This window comes from Nocardia sp. NPDC004151, assembly GCF_042874235.1.
Taxonomy (GTDB): Bacteria; Actinomycetota; Actinomycetes; order Mycobacteriales; family Mycobacteriaceae; genus Nocardia.
This window is the reverse complement of record NZ_JBIAMR010000014.1, coordinates 168,430-185,381: the sequence shown is the minus strand read 5'-3', so window position 1 is coordinate 185,381 and position 16,952 is coordinate 168,430. Positions and strand designations below refer to the sequence as shown.

General features: G+C 67.1%; 20 protein-coding genes and 1 pseudogene. 13 read left to right on the top strand and 8 right to left on the bottom strand.

The window, feature by feature from the left end:
• Positions 1–74: 74 nt before the first annotated feature.
• Complete coding sequence (locus tag ACFYTS_RS27830) at positions 75–692, top strand: GNAT family N-acetyltransferase (RefSeq protein ID WP_357286778.1); 618 nt, start codon at positions 75–77, stop codon at positions 690–692.
• The gene (locus ACFYTS_RS27825; RefSeq protein WP_357286774.1) at positions 680–1,045 is read left to right on the top strand and encodes a VOC family protein; all 366 of its coding nucleotides are present in this window, start codon (positions 680–682) and stop codon (positions 1,043–1,045) included. The genes ACFYTS_RS27830 and ACFYTS_RS27825 overlap by 13 nt, the downstream gene beginning before the upstream one ends.
• Positions 1,046–1,057: 12 nt before the next feature.
• Here the strand turns inward: ACFYTS_RS27825 and ACFYTS_RS27820 are convergent, their stop codons facing one another.
• The 4 genes from ACFYTS_RS27820 to ACFYTS_RS27805 all read right to left on the bottom strand — a co-directional run bounded on the left by ACFYTS_RS27820 (position 1,058) and on the right by ACFYTS_RS27805 (position 3,376).
• Positions 1,058–1,411 (bottom strand): VOC family protein, encoded by a 354-nt coding sequence (locus ACFYTS_RS27820; RefSeq protein WP_357286771.1) that lies wholly within the window; start codon positions 1,409–1,411, stop codon positions 1,058–1,060.
• Between the two features lie 23 nt (positions 1,412–1,434).
• Positions 1,435–1,848: a DUF805 domain-containing protein gene (locus ACFYTS_RS27815; RefSeq protein ID WP_387308332.1), complete on the bottom strand. Its 414-nt coding sequence runs from the start codon at positions 1,846–1,848 to the stop codon at positions 1,435–1,437.
• Positions 1,849–2,320: 472 nt separating this feature from the next.
• Positions 2,321–2,845 (bottom strand): O-acetyl-ADP-ribose deacetylase, encoded by a 525-nt coding sequence (locus tag ACFYTS_RS27810; protein WP_387308330.1) that lies wholly within the window; start codon positions 2,843–2,845, stop codon positions 2,321–2,323.
• Between the two features lie 186 nt (positions 2,846–3,031).
• Entirely contained in the window at positions 3,032–3,376 is a 345-nt protein-coding gene (locus ACFYTS_RS27805) for a hypothetical protein (RefSeq protein WP_387308328.1), read from the bottom strand.
• 74 nt (positions 3,377–3,450) lie between these two features.
• Here ACFYTS_RS27805 and ACFYTS_RS27800 point away from each other — a divergent pair, with 74 nt between their 5' ends.
• Both ACFYTS_RS27800 and ACFYTS_RS27795 read left to right on the top strand, forming a co-directional pair.
• Complete coding sequence (locus tag ACFYTS_RS27800) at positions 3,451–3,762, top strand: helix-turn-helix domain-containing protein (RefSeq protein WP_357286761.1); 312 nt, start codon at positions 3,451–3,453, stop codon at positions 3,760–3,762.
• Positions 3,759–4,298 (top strand): SRPBCC domain-containing protein, encoded by a 540-nt coding sequence (locus tag ACFYTS_RS27795; RefSeq protein WP_357286760.1) that lies wholly within the window; start codon positions 3,759–3,761, stop codon positions 4,296–4,298. Before ACFYTS_RS27800 ends, ACFYTS_RS27795 begins: the two co-directional genes overlap by 4 nt.
• Positions 4,299–4,370: 72 nt before the next feature.
• Here the strand turns inward: ACFYTS_RS27795 and ACFYTS_RS27790 are convergent, their stop codons facing one another.
• Both ACFYTS_RS27790 and ACFYTS_RS27785 read right to left on the bottom strand, forming a co-directional pair.
• Positions 4,371–5,606, bottom strand: coding sequence for an acyl-CoA dehydrogenase family protein (locus ACFYTS_RS27790; RefSeq protein WP_357286757.1), 1,236 nt, complete (start codon positions 5,604–5,606; stop codon positions 4,371–4,373).
• A gap of 27 nt (positions 5,607–5,633) precedes the next feature.
• Complete coding sequence (locus ACFYTS_RS27785) at positions 5,634–7,022, bottom strand: acyl-CoA dehydrogenase family protein (RefSeq protein WP_379094446.1); 1,389 nt, start codon at positions 7,020–7,022, stop codon at positions 5,634–5,636.
• A 234-nt stretch (positions 7,023–7,256) separates the two neighbouring features.
• Between ACFYTS_RS27785 and ACFYTS_RS27780 the strand changes: the two genes are divergently transcribed.
• On the top strand, positions 7,257–7,511 hold the full coding sequence (locus tag ACFYTS_RS27780; protein ID WP_379094448.1) for a hypothetical protein: 255 nt from the start codon (positions 7,257–7,259) through the stop codon (positions 7,509–7,511).
• A gap of 112 nt (positions 7,512–7,623) precedes the next feature.
• On the opposite strand, the gene hisN is transcribed toward ACFYTS_RS27780, so the two are convergent.
• Together hisN and ACFYTS_RS27770 are read right to left on the bottom strand one after the other, a co-directional pair.
• A complete protein-coding gene (hisN, locus tag ACFYTS_RS27775) occupies positions 7,624–8,409 on the bottom strand; it encodes a histidinol-phosphatase (RefSeq protein ID WP_387308324.1) in 786 nt (261 codons plus the stop codon).
• 109 nt (positions 8,410–8,518) lie between these two features.
• Positions 8,519–9,115 (bottom strand): NADPH-dependent FMN reductase, encoded by a 597-nt coding sequence (locus tag ACFYTS_RS27770; RefSeq protein ID WP_387308322.1) that lies wholly within the window; start codon positions 9,113–9,115, stop codon positions 8,519–8,521.
• A gap of 145 nt (positions 9,116–9,260) precedes the next feature.
• Between ACFYTS_RS27770 and ACFYTS_RS27765 the strand changes: the two genes are divergently transcribed.
• From ACFYTS_RS27765 to ACFYTS_RS27730, 8 genes and pseudogenes are all read left to right on the top strand, one after another.
• Positions 9,261–10,118, top strand: coding sequence for a helix-turn-helix transcriptional regulator (locus ACFYTS_RS27765; protein WP_387308320.1), 858 nt, complete (start codon positions 9,261–9,263; stop codon positions 10,116–10,118).
• Positions 10,119–10,220: 102 nt separating this feature from the next.
• A complete protein-coding gene (gene prfB / locus ACFYTS_RS27760; protein ID WP_387308318.1) occupies positions 10,221–11,342 on the top strand; it encodes a peptide chain release factor 2 in 1,122 nt (373 codons plus the stop codon).
• 48 nt (positions 11,343–11,390) lie between these two features.
• Positions 11,391–12,239 (top strand): mechanosensitive ion channel family protein, encoded by an 849-nt coding sequence (locus ACFYTS_RS27755; RefSeq protein ID WP_357286743.1) that lies wholly within the window; start codon positions 11,391–11,393, stop codon positions 12,237–12,239.
• Entirely contained in the window at positions 12,217–12,393 is a 177-nt protein-coding gene (locus ACFYTS_RS27750; protein ID WP_357286740.1) for a hypothetical protein, read from the top strand. Before ACFYTS_RS27755 ends, ACFYTS_RS27750 begins: the two co-directional genes overlap by 23 nt.
• 57 nt (positions 12,394–12,450) lie before the next feature.
• Entirely contained in the window at positions 12,451–13,140 is a 690-nt protein-coding gene (gene ftsE, locus ACFYTS_RS27745; protein ID WP_357086625.1) for a cell division ATP-binding protein FtsE, read from the top strand.
• On the top strand, positions 13,140–14,045 hold the full coding sequence (ftsX, locus tag ACFYTS_RS27740) for a permease-like cell division protein FtsX (RefSeq protein ID WP_357286737.1): 906 nt from the start codon (positions 13,140–13,142) through the stop codon (positions 14,043–14,045). The genes ftsE and ftsX overlap by 1 nt, the downstream gene beginning before the upstream one ends.
• Before the next feature lie 84 nt (positions 14,046–14,129).
• Positions 14,130–15,974 (top strand): annotated as a pseudogene (gene recQ / locus ACFYTS_RS27735) (DNA helicase RecQ); the annotation flags it as partial.
• A gap of 551 nt (positions 15,975–16,525) precedes the next feature.
• The gene (locus tag ACFYTS_RS27730; RefSeq protein WP_357286732.1) at positions 16,526–16,846 is read left to right on the top strand and encodes a MazG nucleotide pyrophosphohydrolase domain-containing protein; all 321 of its coding nucleotides are present in this window, start codon (positions 16,526–16,528) and stop codon (positions 16,844–16,846) included.
• Positions 16,847–16,952: the final 106 nt, after the last annotated feature.

Sequence of the window (16,952 nt, the reverse complement as noted above, 5' to 3'; positions counted from 1 at the left end):
CGATCGGATTCGAACGACCACTATCGCAATACTCCCAGCCGGAACGAGATCGCCGAGGCGCTCGTTGGCTGGGCATGACCTCATCGACGGGCACCACGCGGCTGATCACCGACGCCGATGTTCCCACCGCGGTCGACACCCTGGCCCGCGCGTTCGCCGACTACCCCTACACCCGGTACGTGATCGACGCCGACAACCACGTGGAACGAATCCGCCGCTATCAGGAACTGTGCCTGACCCGCATCGCGATGGTCTACGGGAAAGTCTGGATCGCCGACGGCGGTCGTGCCGTCGCGGCCTGGTCCACTCCCGACCAGGACCCGACGGCCGCATTCGCCGAGATGGCCGTGGAACTGGACGAACTCATCGGCGACCGGTCCGAGGCAGCCGCCGCCTCCGAAGCGGCCATCGAGCCCTACCGGCCCCGGGAGCCGGGATGGATGCTCCACACCCTCGCCGTCGCCCCCGAGCATCAGGGCCGGGGACTGGGCAATGCCGTCCTTGGGCCAGGGATCGAAGAGGCCGCCCGCGCAGGCTATCCGGCCTTCCTGGAAACCTCGAGCGAGGCCAACGTCCGCTTCTACCAACACCTGGGCTTCGAAGTCACCGCCGATATCACGCTGGCCGACAACGGCCTGCGCACCTGGTGTATGCGCCGGGAACCGCATGAGGAGAGTCAATGCCGTCGGTGAGAACGATCCAAGTCACCTTCGACTGCGCGGACCCCGCGCGCCTCGCCCGTTTCTGGTGCGAGGTACTGGGATACGAGCAGCAAGGATCAGCCTGCGTCGACCCCGCAGGCGTAGGCCCGCGCCTGTACTTCCAACGTGTTCCCGAAGGCAAGGTCGTCAAGAATCGGCTGCATCTGGACGTCCGCGTCGGCACCGGTCTCGTGGGCGCGGAGCGCGTCGCCGCCCTCGAGGCCGAATGCGCAAGACTGGTCGCCCTCGGCGCAGTTCGGCAGCGGCTGCTGCTCGCCGACGACGTCAACGAATCGTGCCTGGTCATGCAGGACATCGAAGGCAACGAATTCTGCCTCGACTGAGCGTTGCGAACATCAGAAGTACTGAACCAAGCAGAATTCGTGGCCCTCAGGGTCGGCCATCACAACGACCACTCCTCCGTCATGATCGTGCCGCTCGCCCGTGTGCCTGCCCCCGAGCGCGATCACCTCGGCTATCCCTTGGTCGATATCGTCGACCGCGACGTCGAGATGAAGGCGCACCTTGCCGTTCTTGGGTTCGCTCACGGGCTGGAAAACAAGACGCGGCTGCGGATCCTCAGGATGCCCGAGGTAGACCCAACCAGGTTCGGACGGACCCTGTGGACGATCTAGCAGAGCACTCCAGAAGGAGGCAACCTCTTGCACATCAAAGCAATCGATCGTCAAGCCGACCCAGCGGTTCCCCATCTCGCCAGTATCGTGCGGCTGCGTCAGGAGTATGCCAAGGGGCCGAGGTTCTGGGGTTCACGGTCTTTCGGGTCGGACCCGTATTTGTTGGGACCGTGGGTGCCGTCGATGACGGAGAGGACGAACAAGGTGAGCGCGCCTACGAAGGGGATGAAGGCGATGAGGATCCACCAGCCGGAGAATTCGGCGTCGTGCAGGCGGCGTACTCGGACCGCGAGGGAGGGGATCAAGAGCGCCAGCACGACGAGGCCGTGGACGACGGCCAGCGGGGAGGTGCCGGTGCGGTCGGTGGCCGTAAGAGCGGCGTTGAGGACGGGTATGCCGACGATGATCAACAAGAAGAACAGTGTGAACCACCAGAATTCGCTGCGGCGGGCGCGGCCGCTGAAGGTGGCGTACTTCGATAGGACGCTCTTGATAGCAGCACCGAAACCCATGAGACCCTCCCCGAAAACTGAGGAGCCGCCGCTGCTTCGGCGCGGCTCCCTAAAACAAACGGGGGCAACGTATCACGTGGTGCAAAGCATCATCGGCTATGCTCAGCCGGTTTTTGAAACCTAACCGATTCGCTGACGGATACGCGCGCACCTAGTCCGTAAGGTCTTTCAATCTGTGACTTCGCGGGTGCGGAGATACATCTGGTTCATCAGTCCGGTGTCGGATGCAGATTGATGAGGAACTCGAGCACGGTACGAAATCCGAAGAGTATGGCCAGCAACGCCACACGGACACCCACAGCACACCCGACGAACACCGCAACCCGCGATACTCGTATCGCGTACCAGCCCGCGCACCCCATCCTCACGCGCCGCGAAAACGACCGCCGCAACGATCAAAACCGACGCCACCACCAACCCCACAACAATGAAGCCGGTCAGCATCCTCACCACCACCTGCCCGATCGCCGATCTACCAGTCAGTGGATCGCCCCTGCGCGCTGGCGAAGGAGTCGTAAGCGTCCTGGCTGAACAGTACGAACCGCACTTCCCGCACCGCCGTGTCGGCTGCTCGCACCGTCTCTATCGCGATCCGGGCACCGTCGTCGATCGGCCAGCCGAAAATACCGGTGGAGATGGCCGGGAACGCTACCGTCCGCGCACCCAATTCATCCGCCACCCGCAGTGATTCGCGATAGCAGGAGGCCAGCAGCTCCAATCGGTCATCCTGCGCCGACCACACCGGCCCCACTGTGTGAATCACCCACCGCGCGGGCAGATTCCCACCGGTCGTCGCAACGGCCTTTCCGGTCGCCAGCCCCTTCCCATAATGCGACGCCCGCAGGTCACGGCAAGCAGCCAGAATCGCCGGACCCCCCTTCCGATGAATGGCCCCATCAACACCCCCACCCCCGAGCAGCGAAGAATTCGCCGCATTCACCACAGCATCAACCTCCTGCTCGGTGATATCCCCCCGAACCAGTACAAGTTCGACCATGGACCAATTGTCCCCGCATCGAGCAGTCCGACGCGCAGAGCCGCCGGTATGCCGCCGTCACTCGCCCGTCGCACCCGTGCGGCAACATCCTCGCCACCGTCGACAGGTTGAAGTACGCCGACTCCGTGGTCGAAATCCGCCGTGTCCGTGCCGATCTGGACGCTTACCGGACCCAACTCGACAGTTTCATTGCTGGAGTTCCGGGATGGGTTGCTCTTCGAGGACCACGATTTCGCACTGGTCGGCCCAGTGGAGGTGGTGGTGGTTGTCGACCAGTTTCAGGGCCTCGTCCATGGAGGTGGCCTGGAGGATGGACATTCCGATTACTTCGCTGGAGGTTTCGGTGGTTTCGGTGGGGGTGATGCGGCGGGCGTTGCCGAGGGGCTTGCCCGGGTCGAGGAGGGCGGGGCCGAGGCGGGTGTCCCAATCCGCCCACATTCGCATGCCTTTCGCGGCTTCGGCGGGGGTGGCCTGGGCGAATCGTTCGGCGACCGATTGTGGGGCGAGATAGAGGACTACGTAGCGGTTCATGAGCCGACAATAGGTGACCAAATGGTCACATGTCAATTGTTAGGTGACCGATTGGTCTCGTATAGAGTCGGGGTGTGGACGAGGACGCGGTGTTCAAGGCGCTGGCTGATCCCACTCGGCGGCATCTGCTGGACGCGCTGTTCGTCAGGGACGGGCAGACGCTGACCGAGCTGGAATCCGGGGTGGAGATGACCCGGTTCGGGATCAGCAAGCATCTTCGGCTGCTCGAGGACGCGGGCCTGGTGACCGTGGTGCGGAGCGGGCGGAAGAAGTTGCACTACCTCAATTCCGTGCCGATCCGGCTGATTCACGATCGGTGGATCGACAAGTTCACCGAACAGCAGATCTCCGCGCTCGCCGAGCTGAAGAAGGACCTGGAATCGTGAGCTTCGAGGACATCCTCCCGCGTGCGCGCCCCGAGACGACGCAGATCCACCGCGTGATCATCGCCGCACCGCCCGAACGGATCTGGGAAGCCATCACCGATCCCGACTGGACCGTGCGCTATGGCTTCGGCGGCCGCAGCGTGATCGAACCCCGCGTCGGCGGCGCGTTCGCGGTCTTCGCGCCCACCGGCCCCCGCCCGATCGACACCGACCCGGACATCATCATCCGCGGCACGGTCACCGACTACGCCCCACCGCTGCGCTGGTCCGCCCGCATCCGCTTCCTGGGCGACGAAAACCTGGCGGCCGAGCCGGAAACCCACCTCAGCTACGAAATCCGCGACCGCGGCGACGGCACCTGCGCCCTCACCGTCATCCACGACGTGGCCGGAGCCCCACTCATCTCGATCATCATCTCCGGCGACCTGGAACCCGAGGGCTTCGGAGGCGGCTACCCCTTCATGCTCAGCGACCTCAAATCCCTCCTGGAAACGGGCCACCCACTCCCCGTCAGCCGCCCCACCCACAAAGGCTGACCGCCCACAGAGACAGCAAAACCCCGGTGCCGACCCTGCGGGCCGCACACCGGGGTTTCGTTGTGCCAGAACTTACTTCAGCTTGTCGCTGCCCAGTCCGAGGACGCGGCGGGCGACGATGAGCTGCTGGATCTGCTGGGTGCCTTCGAAGATGTCGAGGATCTTCGAGTCGCGGCCCCACTTCTCCAGGAGGGTGCGCTGGGAGTAGCCGGTGGCGCCGGCGAGCTCGACTGCCTTGAGGGTGACGTCGGTGCCCATGCGGCCGGCCTTGGCCTTGGACATGGAGGCCTCGAGGGAGTTGGGCTTCTTGTTGTCGGCCATCCACGCGGCGCGGAGGGAGAGGAGGTAGGCCGCCTCCCAATCCGCTTCCAGGCGCAGGAATTCCGCGGCGGCGGCGTGCTGGTTGTTGGCGGGGGTGTCGTAGGAGATCTCGACGCCCGCGTCGGTCAGCACCGTGCGGAGTTCCTCGAGGGCGGCGCGGCCGACGCCGACCGCCATGGCGGCCACGAGGGGACGGGTGTTGTCGAACGTCTGCATGACGCCCGCGAAACCCTTCTCCACGTTGACTTCCGGGGAACCGAGGATGTTGTCCTTCGGGATGCGGCAGTCCTCGAAGCGGATCTCGGCGGTGTCGGACGCCTTGATGCCGAGCTTGTGCTCGAGGCGGGACACGGTGAGGCCCTTGGCATCGCGGGGAACCACGAAGGACTTGATGGCGGCGCGGCCCAGGGACCGGTCCACCGACGCCCACACCACGATGTGGGTGGCGCGCGAGCCCGCGGTCACGAAGATCTTGGTGCCGTTGAGGACCCACTCGTCACCGTCGAGGGTGGCGGTGGCGGTGACCGCCGCGGAGTCGGAGCCGAAGGACGGCTCGGTGATGGCCATGGCGGCCCACACCTTGCCGAACCGCGACAGCTGCTCGTCGGTGGCGACCGCGGCGATGGCGGCGTTGCCGAGACCCTGGTAGGGGATCGACAGCATCAGGCCGACGTCGCCCCAGGAGGTCTCGAGGGCGTTCATCAGCGCGGACATATTGCCGCCGTTGGTGTTTCCGAGCAGCTCGGTGGCGTGCTTGTCGCCCTCGGTGGACTCGCCCGCCTTACGGCCGCCGGTGGCGCCGGAGACGTCGGCGGAACCCGAGTCGGACAGGCCCTCGACCATGGCGGCCATGGTGTCCAGCTCGACCGGGTATTCGTGCTCGGCCAGGTCGTACTTGCGCGACGCGGGACGGAAGATCTCCTGCGCGACCTGGTGGGCCTGGTTGGCGCTGGCCCGCAGCTTCTTGGGGAGTTCGAGATTGATCATGAGTGGTCTCTCCGTTGAGAAGTCGGGTCAGAGGAGAACGACGCCCTCGGCGACGCCCACACCGCGCAGATCGCGGTACCAGCGCTCGACCGGGTGTTCCTTGGTGAAGCCGTGGCCGCCGAGCAGCTGCACGCCGTCGAGGCCGATCTGCATGCCCTTGTCGGTGGCCAGCTTCTTGGCCAGCGCGGCCTCGCGGGCGAAGGACAGGCCCTGCTCGGCGCGAGACGCACCCCGCAGCGTCACGAGACGAAGACCGTCCAGCTCGATCGCCATGTTCGCGACCATGAACGCGACCGCCTGCCGGTGCGCGATCGGCTCACCGAACGCCTCCCGCTCCTTCACGTACGGAATCACGTAGTCCAGTACGGCCTGACCGGTGCCGATGGCCAGCGAGGCCCAGCCCAGGCGAGCCAGCCGCACCGCGTCGGCGTACTCCTCGGCGCGCACCGCGCCCTCGGAGTCACCCAGCAGGGCGGTCGCGGGAACCGCGACATTGTTCAGGATCAGGCGACCCAGGCCCGCGGCCCGCATACCCATGCTCGGGTCCGCCTCGATCACCAGGCCCTCGGTGTCGGACTCGACGATGAAGAAGGTCGGGCGGCCGTCCAGCTCGGCGGCGACGATGAACAGCTCGGCGTCACCGGCGGCCGGGACCAGGGTCTTCACGCCGTTCAGGCGGAAACCGCTGGGGGAGCGGGTGGCCTTGGTCTTCAGCGCGAACGGATCGAACAGCGCCTGCGGCTCGGCGATGACCACCGAGGACTGCGGCACGTTCTCGCCCGCGTACGCGCCCAGGTAGCTCTTCTGCTGCGCGTCGGTGCCCCACTGCGACAGCGCGACGGCGACACCGCTCGGCGCCAGGATCGGCAGCGCCAGGCCCATGTCGCCGTACGCCAGCGCCTCGGCGACCAGCGAGTTGGTGACCGCGCCCCGCTCGGAGGCCGCGCCCTCGAGCTCCTCGGGCACGTTGATCAGCGTGACGCCCAGCTCGGCGGCCCGCTCCAGCAGGTCGCGCGGCGCCTTGGCCGAGTTGTCGGCCTCGTACGCGGCCGGGCGCAGGATCTCGCCGGCGAAGTCACGCACCGTCTCGACGATCATCTGCTGCTCGTCGGTCGGGGTGAGGTCGAAGTAGTCCTTCTTGCGAGACTCGTTGGCGGGCAGACGCTTCGGAGCGCCACCGCCGGCGACCTTCTCGAACGCGCGGGTCGCGGCACCGAGGGTGCGGAATCCGGTCTTGGTGCCCTCATAGGTGAGACGCTCGATCGGCTTGCGCAGGTTGTACTTCTCGGCCAGGTCGGACCCCGTGATGGTCGTCATGACCCGCATCGCCGCGCCCATCCAGTCACGTTTGACCGGGTTGAGGCCAACGGCGGACGTATCCCGCTTCGTTGCGGTGTCTCGAGTGCTCATAATCACCAAGTTTCTATCGAGGAGGTGGGTGATCCTGCCCAGCAATCTTACTCCTGAGTAAGACTATCTTACTTCAGAGTAAGAACTGTCGTCGAGTGTTGTCGAATCGCGAGGTCAGAGCGGTGGCTCGAACGTGCCCATGACGTAACCCGGATCTAGTGAAACAAACTCACTTCAAACGGAGGCGAGCTGGGCTAAGGTGTCGGCGCATAACCCGATCCTGATGGAGGCTCGTACATAATGAAGATCGCGCTCGGAACGGTCGGCTTCGTCGCCGCCGGTCTCTTCCTCACCGCCCCCGCCGCGAATGCCGAAGTGCCGCTGCAGAACATCGACATCGGCATCACCGGCTCCAGCCTCGGCTCGAGCAACGGCCCCGGCTGTGGCAGCGGCGTGCTGAACACCGAGATCGGCCTGGGCTCGGTCGGTGTGGGCTCCTCCGCCCTCGGCGGCCCCTACATCGACGCCGGCTCGGTCTGCATCCCGCTGGGCTGAAACCCGTAGCAACGCAGCACGATAAAGCGTAGCCGCACCGGAAGTTCAGGTGCAGCCACGCGCCCGGTGGCGGGACCGCAGCCCGCGCCGGGCACTCCCCGAAGAATTCGAATCAGGCCTGCAGCGCCGCCAGAACCTGGTCCTGCAGATGCGAATTGGTCGCCACCGCGCTGCCGCCGTGCGGCCCCGGATTGCCGTCGAGCGAGGTGAAGGTGCCGCCCGCCTCACGAATCAGAATGTCGAGCGCGGCCATGTCCCACAGCGACAGTTCCGGCTCGGTGACGATGTCCACCGCACCCTCCGCCAGCAGCGCGTAGCCGTAGAAGTCGCCGTATCCGCGCACCCGCCACACCTCGTCGGTGAGCGCGATGAGCTTGGCGCGGCGGCCGATCGACCGCCAGCCGGACAGGCTCGAGATCGCCAGGCTGGACGCTCCCAGCTCCGCCACCGCGGACACCGAAATCGCTTTGGGCTCACCCTTTTCGAAGGAGCTCCAGGCGCCGTGGCCCGACGCCGCCCACCAGCGCCGCGACAGGCCGGGCGCGCTCACCACGCCCACCACCGGCACACCGTCTTCCAGCAGCGAGATGAGCGAGGCCCACACCGGCACGCCGCGCACGAAGTTCTTGGTCCCGTCGATCGGATCGATCACCCACTGCCGCCCCGTGAACTCGGCATCCCCGCCGAATTCCTCGCCGAGCACCAGATCGTCGGGGCGCTCGGCCGCGAGCACCTCCCGCACCATCCGCTCGACCGCCAGATCCGCGTCCGACACCGGCGTCAGATCCGGTTTCGAATCGATCTTCAAGTCGAGCGCCCCGAACCGCTCACGGGTTATCACATCGGCCGCGTCGGCCAGCCTCAGCGCAAGTTCCAGGTCAGCGGAGTATCCGGTCACCCCGAGCACGTTAGTCCTCCCCCGTTAACACCGGGTGTCCCACGTCCCGAACGATGGATGGCACACCGGTGAGCGGAGATTTGCTCGCTCTGGGTATCCCAACGGCAGGTCAGGCCGGAACAGCGGCCCGCCGGGCGGCGCCGAGGGCCGTTGCCCACCAGTGCAGCTGAGTCAGCAGACGGTCGGCGGCCTCCTCGTACTCGGCGGGCTCGATCAGCGCGCCCGACTGGTCGAACAGCAGGTAGTAGCGGGAGAACGAGAGATAATTCCGCACCGTGTGGGCGTTCAGCTCGTTGAACACCGCGCGCAGACCCTCGATCGCCAGCAGCCCGCCGGATCCACCGCTGTAGCCGACGAATCCCACCGTCTTGCGATCCCATTCGGTGACATGCCAGTCGATAGCCGTCTTGAGAGACGACGGGAAGCTGCGGTTGATATCGGGCGTGACGACCACGAACGCGTCCGCCGCCGCCAGCCGCGCCGCCAACTCGTCGCCCTTGCCGGGGCGGGCCGGATTCGGCTCCATCGCCAGCGGGATCGCGGGCAGTTCGTGCGGCAGGTCGTAGTCGGCCAGATCGATCACATCCACCTCGAACGCGCCGTGGACGCGGGCCCGCGCGGCGAACCAGTCGGCCACCACCGGTCCGAAGCGTCCCTCCCGGACGCTGCCGATGATCACCGCGAGGCGCAGGGACGTGCTGGTCATGATGGACTCCTTCGGGGATCCGGTGCGGCCGGTCGGCCGCTCGGGATCAACTCTGCGAGTTCGCGGGACCGGTAGGGAGACCACGCTGAGGGTGGTAGTGGCAGGGACACCCTCCGCGACCGCCCCGGTTGTTACCGTCGAAAACGTGAGTGAGAACGAGCTGGGACTGTTCCTGCGCCTGCGCCGCGAGGCCGTCACACCCGCGGAGGTGGGCCTGCCGACCGGTCCCCGGCGGCGCACGCCCGGGCTGCGCCGGGCCGAATTGGCCACGCTCGCGGGTGTTTCCGTGGAATACCTGACCCGGCTCGAGCAGGGGCGCGACCGGCATCCGTCCTCGCCGGTGCTGATCGCGCTGGCCGACGCGCTCCGACTGACTCCCGCGCAGCGCGTGCACCTGCTCGGTTTCGCGAAGGCGGGGGATCCGAACTTCAACTGCCGCGGCGCATCCGGGCCCAACCGCCGCATCCGCCCCGCCGTGCAGGCCATGCTGGATCAGCTCGAGCCCGCGCCCGCCGCCGTGATGAACCGCCTCACCGAGATCCTCGCCGTGACCGACGGCTACCGCGCCCTGTTCGGACCGATCGGCATGCTCGACGCCGGACTGCCCGGCAACTACGCCCGCTACGTGCTGTCCGACCCGCGCGCCCGGGAGTTCTACCCCGACTGGGAACACAAGGCGGACAAGGTGGTCGCCACCCTCAAACAGGGTCCGGGCCGCGCCGACCCGCACGTGAACGCGCTGTTCGACGAGCTCGCCGCGACCCTGGGCCCGGAATTCACCGACCGGCTCGACACCATCCCCGGCTTGCCCGACACCAATGGCGTCGGCCGCCTCGAACACCCCGAGGCCGGGTCGCTGCGCCTGGCCTACGAGACCCTGCACTTCTCGGCGGATGACGACCAGACCCTCATCGTCTACCTGCCCGCCGACGACGCCACCGCCGCCGCCCTCGATCGTCTGGTCGGTCGCCGCCCCGGCGGGCTACGTGCCGTCGCCGGGTGAGTCGCGGCAATAGTTGCCGGTGGCTGGCTCGCCGGCCGCTCGGGGAAGTGGGGGAATGCCGAAGTTAGGGCCCGGTGCGGCGGGACGGTAGATTTGAACACCGTGCATCCTGACGTCTCCGCTGATCTGGCCGAACTCGACACCACTCTGAAGACCATCGAGTCGGTGCTCGATATCGACGAGCTGGCTCGCCGCATCGACGAGCTGGAACACCAGGCGGCCGACCCGGAGCTGTGGAACAACCAGGAGCACGCGCAGAGCGTGACCAGTGAGTTGTCGCACGCCCAGGCCGAACTGCGGCGGGTGCGCGATCTGCGGCAGCGGCTCGAGGATCTGCCGGTGCTCTATGAGCTCGCCGAGGCCGAGGAGGGCGCGGACCAGGTCGCGGCGCTGGCCGACGCCGACGCCGAGCGGGCCGCCCTGCACGCCGACGTCGAGGCGATGGAAGTCCGGACGCTGCTCTCGGGCGAATACGACAAGCGTGAGGCGCTGGTCAACATTCGTTCCGGCGCGGGTGGCGTGGACGCCGCGGACTGGGCGCAGATGCTGATGCGCATGTACGTGCGCTGGGCCGAGGGACACAAGTACCCGGTCGAGATCTACGACACCTCCTATGCGGAAGAGGCGGGCATCAAGTCGGCGACCTTCGCGGTGAAGGTGCCCTACGCCTACGGCACGCTGTCGGTCGAAATGGGTACGCACCGACTGGTCCGTATCAGCCCGTTCGACAACCAGGGCCGCCGCCAGACCTCCTTCGCCGAGGTCGAGGTGCTGCCCGTCGTCGAGACCACCGACCACATCGAGATCCCCGAGGGCGAGGTCCGCGTCGACGTGTACCGCTCCTCGGGTCCGGGCGGTCAGTCGGTCAACACCACCGACTCCGCGGTCCGCCTGACCCACGTCCCGACCGGCATCGTGGTCACCTGCCAGAACGAGAAGTCGCAGCTGCAGAACAAGATCTCGGCCATGCGCGTGCTGCAGGCCAAGCTGCTCGAGCGCAAGCGGCAGGAAGAACGCGCCCAGATGGACGCGCTCAAGACCAACGAGGGCGCGTCCTGGGGCAACCAGATGCGGTCCTACGTGCTGCACCCGTACCAGATGGTCAAGGATCTGCGCACCAACTACGAGGTCAACAACCCCTCCGCCGTGCTCGACGGCGACATCGATGCTTTCATCGAAGCCGGAATTCGTTGGCGCATGCGGGAGCAGTCGGCGGCCAACTAGATCAACTCGGCTTGCCCGCTCCGCACGGCGGAGGGGAGCGGAGGCGCTATGAATACAGAGTTCGGAAATTGGCTGCGGTCCAGCGGCTTGGAGATCGTGCTGCTCGTCGTTGGCACCATGCTCTTCAGCCGCGGCGCGAACTATGTGCGGGACCGGATCACCCGGCGCATCGACGCCGGATTCCGCAGCAGTGACTCGCTGGTGCGGTCGGAGGCGTCCAAGCACCGGCACGCGCTGGCCCAGGTGATCACCTGGGTGGTGTTGTCCATCGTCTACTTCCTGGTCTCGCTGGAAGTGTTGCGGCGCTTGGGCTTCGAGCTGGGCGGACTGGTCGCCCCGGCGGCGGTGCTGGGCGCGGCGCTGGGTTTCGGCGCGCAGCGCATCGTGCAGGATCTGCTCGCGGGATTCTTCCTGATCACCGAAAGGCAGTACGGCTTCGGCGATGTCGTGCGGATCGCGGTCAGCGGGAACTCCGCGGAGGCCGAGGGTACGGTGGAGGACGTCACGCTGCGCATCACCACCTTGCGCAGCGCGGACGGCGAAGTGGTCATCGTTCCCAACGGTCAGATCGTGAAGGTGACCAACCTGTCCAAGGATTGGGCGCGCGCCGCCATCGATGTGCCGGTGCCCGCCACATCCGACATCAACAAGGTCAACGAAGTCCTGCGCGATGTCGGGGCCAAGGCGTTCTCCGATCGCAAGCTGAAGGCCCTGCTGCTGGACCAGCCCAGCGTGATGGGTGTCGAAGATCTCACCGTCAATCAGATGAACATCAAGATGGTGGCCCGGACGCTCCCGGGCAAACAGTTCGAAGTCGGGCGCGAGCTCCGTGTGCGGGTGGCCGCGGCACTGCGCCGGGAGGGTATGAGTGTCGGTGCCGATCAAGCGAATCCGTAAGTCCACCGCGATCCTGATGGCCGTGTGGGTCGCGACATTCGTGCTCTACGTGGTCGTCAAGCCCGCCGGACACGAGCCCAAAAGCACCCCGCCGATCGTGAATACCGTGCTCAGCAACTATCTGCCAAACACATCCGAGCACACGCGGCGCTGACTCCCCACCCGCGCGGTGTGGTCGGCCGCGCGGTCGTGCTGGCTACACTGGCTCCCCGTGATAACCCTGCGCAACGTCACCAAGTCGTATCAGACCTCGACGCGGCCGGCGCTGGACAATGTCTCCGTCGATATCGGAAAAGGCGAGTTCGTCTTCGTTATCGGGCCCTCGGGCTCCGGAAAGTCCACGTTCATGCGGATGCTGTTGAAGGACGAGAAGCCGACCACCGGTGAGGTGTGGGTCGCCGACTTCCGGGTCGACCGGCTGCCCGGGCGCAAGGTTCCCAAGCTGCGCCAGCGCATCGGGTGCGTCTTCCAGGACTTCCGGCTGCTGCAGCAGAAGACGGTGGAACAGAATGTCGCGTTCGCGCTGGAGGTGATCGGCAAATCGCGAGCATTCATCAATCGGTCGGTGCCCGAGGCGCTCGACATGGTGGGGCTCGCGGGCAAGGCCGACCGGCTGCCAGGCGAACTGTCCGGCGGTGAGCAGCAGCGCGTCGCGCTTGCCCGCGCCTTCGTGAACCGGCCGCTGGTGCTGCTGGCGGACGAACCGACCGGCAACCTCGACCCGGAGACCAGTCAGGACATCATGATGCTGCTCGAACGCATCAACCGCACCGGAACCACGGTGGTCATGGCCACCCACGACAACACCATCGTCGACGCCATGCGCCGGCGCGTGGTCGAACTCGATCGCGGACGCATCGTGCGCGACGACGAGATGGGCGTCTACGGGGTGGGCCGATAATGCGCGCGGGATTCCTGTTCAGCGAGGTCTTCACCGGCCTGCGCCGCAATGTCACCATGACCATCGCCATGATCCTCACCACCGCGGTGTCGCTGACCATGCTCGGCGGCGGTCTGCTCGCGGTCCGGATGGCGGACAAGATCCAGGACTACTACGTCCAGCGCGTGGAGATCCGGCTGTACCTCGACGATCAGGTGTCGAAGACGGACCCGGACTGCACGGGACAGCCGTGCGCCTCGCTCATGGCGGATCTGAAGAAGCACGACTATGTGGCGAACGTGCAGTTCATCAATAGCTCGGACGCGGTGAAAGAGGTCAAGGAGACCACCTTCAAGGATCAGCCGGGACTCGCCGACGAGGTGAGCAAGGACGGCCTGCCCGCCTCGTTCCGGGTGAAGCTCGACGACGTCACCAAGTACCGGTCCATCTACGACGACTTCTCCAAGCGGCCCGGCGTCATGACCGTGCTCAATGACATGGACATCGTGGACCGGCTGGTCAGCTTCTTCGTCGGATTGCGCAATGCCGCCTTCGGATTGGCGGCGCTGCAAGCCCTCGCCGCCTTGATGCTGATCGCCAATATGGTGCAGGTCGCGGCGCTGGCCCGGCGGACCGAGGTCGGCATCATGCGACTGGTCGGCGCCACCCGCTGGTACACGCAGCTGCCGTTCCTGCTGGAAGCCGTGCTGGCGGCGTTGGTGGGATCGGTGCTGGCCGTGGGTGGTCTGTTCGTGGCGCAGCCGCTGGTGATCAACCGGGCCCTGGGGTCGCTGTTCAACGATCAGGTGCTGCCGCGGATCACCGGCGACGACATCGCGGCCGTGGCCATGGTCGTCACACCGATCGGTATCGGATTCGCCGCTCTCACCGCGTATGTCGCCTTGCGGTACTACGTGCGCGAGTGACGGGGTGCGAAGTTCTCGAGCGGGCACCGGTCGTCGGATGGTGTCCGTAGGATTGCCGTCGTGAGTGCGCCGGAGGTCGAGACCATTGACGGGAACCTGGGTGATGCCGGAAGTGATCCGGCACACCAGGTTTTGCGGAAGACGTTCGGGTACGACAATTTTCGCGGGCCGCAGCGGGAGATCGTCGAACAGGTGATCTCCGGCGGCGACGCCCTGGTGCTCATGCCCACCGGTGGCGGCAAGTCGCTGTGCTATCAGATCCCGGCGCTGGTCCGGCCGGGTGTCGGCGTGGTCATCTCGCCGCTCATCGCCCTCATGCAGGACCAGGTCGACGCGCTCACCGCGGTGGGCGTGCGGGCCGGGTTCCTCAACTCCACACAGTTCCCCGACGAACGGCGCACGGTCGAGGCGCAATTCGTGGCGGGGGAGCTGGACGTGCTCTACCTCGCACCCGAGCGGCTGCGGCTGGAATCCACCGCCCAGCTGCTGGACCGGGGCAAGATCTCGGTCTTCGCCATCGACGAGGCGCACTGTGTGTCGCAGTGGGGCCACGACTTCCGGCCCGACTATCTGGGCCTGTCCATGCTGCACGAGCGCTGGCCGGACGTGCCGCGCATCGCACTCACCGCCACCGCCACCGAGGCCACCCGCAAGGAGATCGCCGAACGGCTGGACCTGCTCGAGGGGCGCGGGGCCAAGCACTTCGTGGCCAGCTTCGACCGGCCCAATATCCAGTACCGGATCGAGGGCAAGAACCGGGCCGAGCATCAGTTGCTGTCGTTCATCCAGAACGAACACGCCGGCGACGCGGGCATCGTCTACTGCCTATCCCGCAATTCGGTGGAGAAGACCGCGGCGTTCCTGACCGCCAACGGTGTGGAAGCGGTGCCGTATCACGCCGGCCTGGACAACCGGACCCGCGCGACCAACCAATCGCGGTTCCTGCGCGAGGACGGCCTGGTCGTGGTCGCCACCATCGCCTTCGGCATGGGTATCGACAAGCCGGACGTGCGGTTCGTCGCCCACCTGGACCTGCCCAAATCGGTGGAGGGCTACTACCAGGAGACCGGCCGCGCCGGACGTGATGGGCAGCCGTCCACCGCGTGGATGGTGTACGGCCTCAGCGACGTTGTGCAGCAACGCAAGATGATCGACTCCTCCGACGGCGACGCCATGCACCGCCGTCAGCTGCAGCTGCACCTGGAGGCCATGCTCGCGTTGTGCGAGACCGTCCAGTGCCGCCGGGTCCAGCTGCTCGCCTACTTCGGGCAGCGGGGGGAGCGCTGCGGCAACTGCGACACCTGCCTCACTGCGCCCGAGGCGTGGGACGGCACCGTGCCCGCGCAGAAGGTGCTCTCCACCGTGCTGCGGCTCAAGCGGGAACGCGGGCAGAGCTTCGGCGCGGGGCACATCGTGGACATCCTGATCGGCAAGCGCAATCCCAAGGTGGAGCAGCACGCCCATCACGAGCTGAAGGTCTTCGGCATCGGCACCGAACTGCGCGATATCGAATGGCGCGGGGTGATCCGCCAGCTGCTGGCGCAGGGGCTGCTCGCCGTGCACGGCGACTACGGGGTCCTGACGCTCACCGAATCCAGCAACCAGGTGCTGTTCGAGAAGCGCGAGGTCATGCTCCGCCGCGAGCCCGAACGCAGCAAGGCCGCACGAACCTCCAAGCCCGCCAAGGGTTCCCGCCTCGCGGCGGGCGACCTCAGCAAGTCCGATACCGACCTGTTCGAGAAGCTGCGCGCCTGGCGTGCCGCCACCGCCAAGGAACAGGGCGTGCCCGCCTACGTCGTCTTCCACGACGCGACGCTGCGCGACATCGCCACCCGCAAGCCCGCCTCGCTGTCCGATCTCGCGGGCATCTCCGGGATCGGCGAGAACAAGCGCGCGAAGTACGGCGAAGGCGTGCTCGAGGTGATCGCCGCGGCGGGCGGCTCCGACGCCGGGGGTGGCTCTGCGGCAGCCGGTGGCTCCGTGATCGCAGGCGGTGCGGCGGTCGCCGGTGACTCTGTGCCCGCCGGTGATTCCGCGGTCGCCCGCGGCTCCTCGGATGCGGGTGGTTCAGTGGCCACCGCTCGCCCACGGCGCGAATCGGCGAGTCCCGCACCGGCTTCCGGGTCGGCCTCGGCTGGCTCGGCGGTTTCGGCCCCGGCTTCGGGGTCCAGGTTCGGGGCGACCGAGGGGCTCGCGACGGCTGCCCCCGGAGCGCGGCGCGGCGCGCGTGCCGCCACGACGTCCACCGCGGGCCGCGGGTCGCGCGCCACCGCGTCGAAACCTGGCTCCGCCGCGTCGGCGCCTCGCTCCGCTGACCCGGCCGCCGGCTCCGCCAGACCAGCGCCTGGCTTCGCCGCGCGGGCGAGCGGCTTCGCTGCGGCCGACGACATCCCCTGGCCCGATGAGGCGCCGCCGGAATTCGACGATCTGCCGCCGGACTACCAGTAGAGCCGCGAACCATCGAGAGAACGGTCGCCGCCATGACAGTCGACATGCCGCAGGTCGCGGCCGAAATCCTGGCCCGCCTGCGGGATGCCGGGTTCCCGGCCGAGGGGTCGCAGAACCGGCAGGTGCTCGCATTGGCCGAGGAGACGGGCGAGTTCGTCGGGGCGTACCGCCGCTGGTCCGGACAGGCCCGCCGCACAGGCACATTCGAGGAGATGCGGGCCGAGCTGGCGGACGTGGTCATCTGCGCGTGGCTGACCGCCGCCGAACTCGGGATCGATCTCGAGGCCGCGATCGGGGACAAGCTCGAAGTGATCTTCGAGCGCGGCTGGCGTGACGAGGTCCCCGGGAGCTGATCGCGGCGTCCGTGTGGGCGGGTCCTGTGGCCCTCCGCAAGCCTGTCAACAGGCGATTTGGTTGCTGGGCGGCGGCAGGATAAGCTTTCGGAGCTGCCGCGGTCCA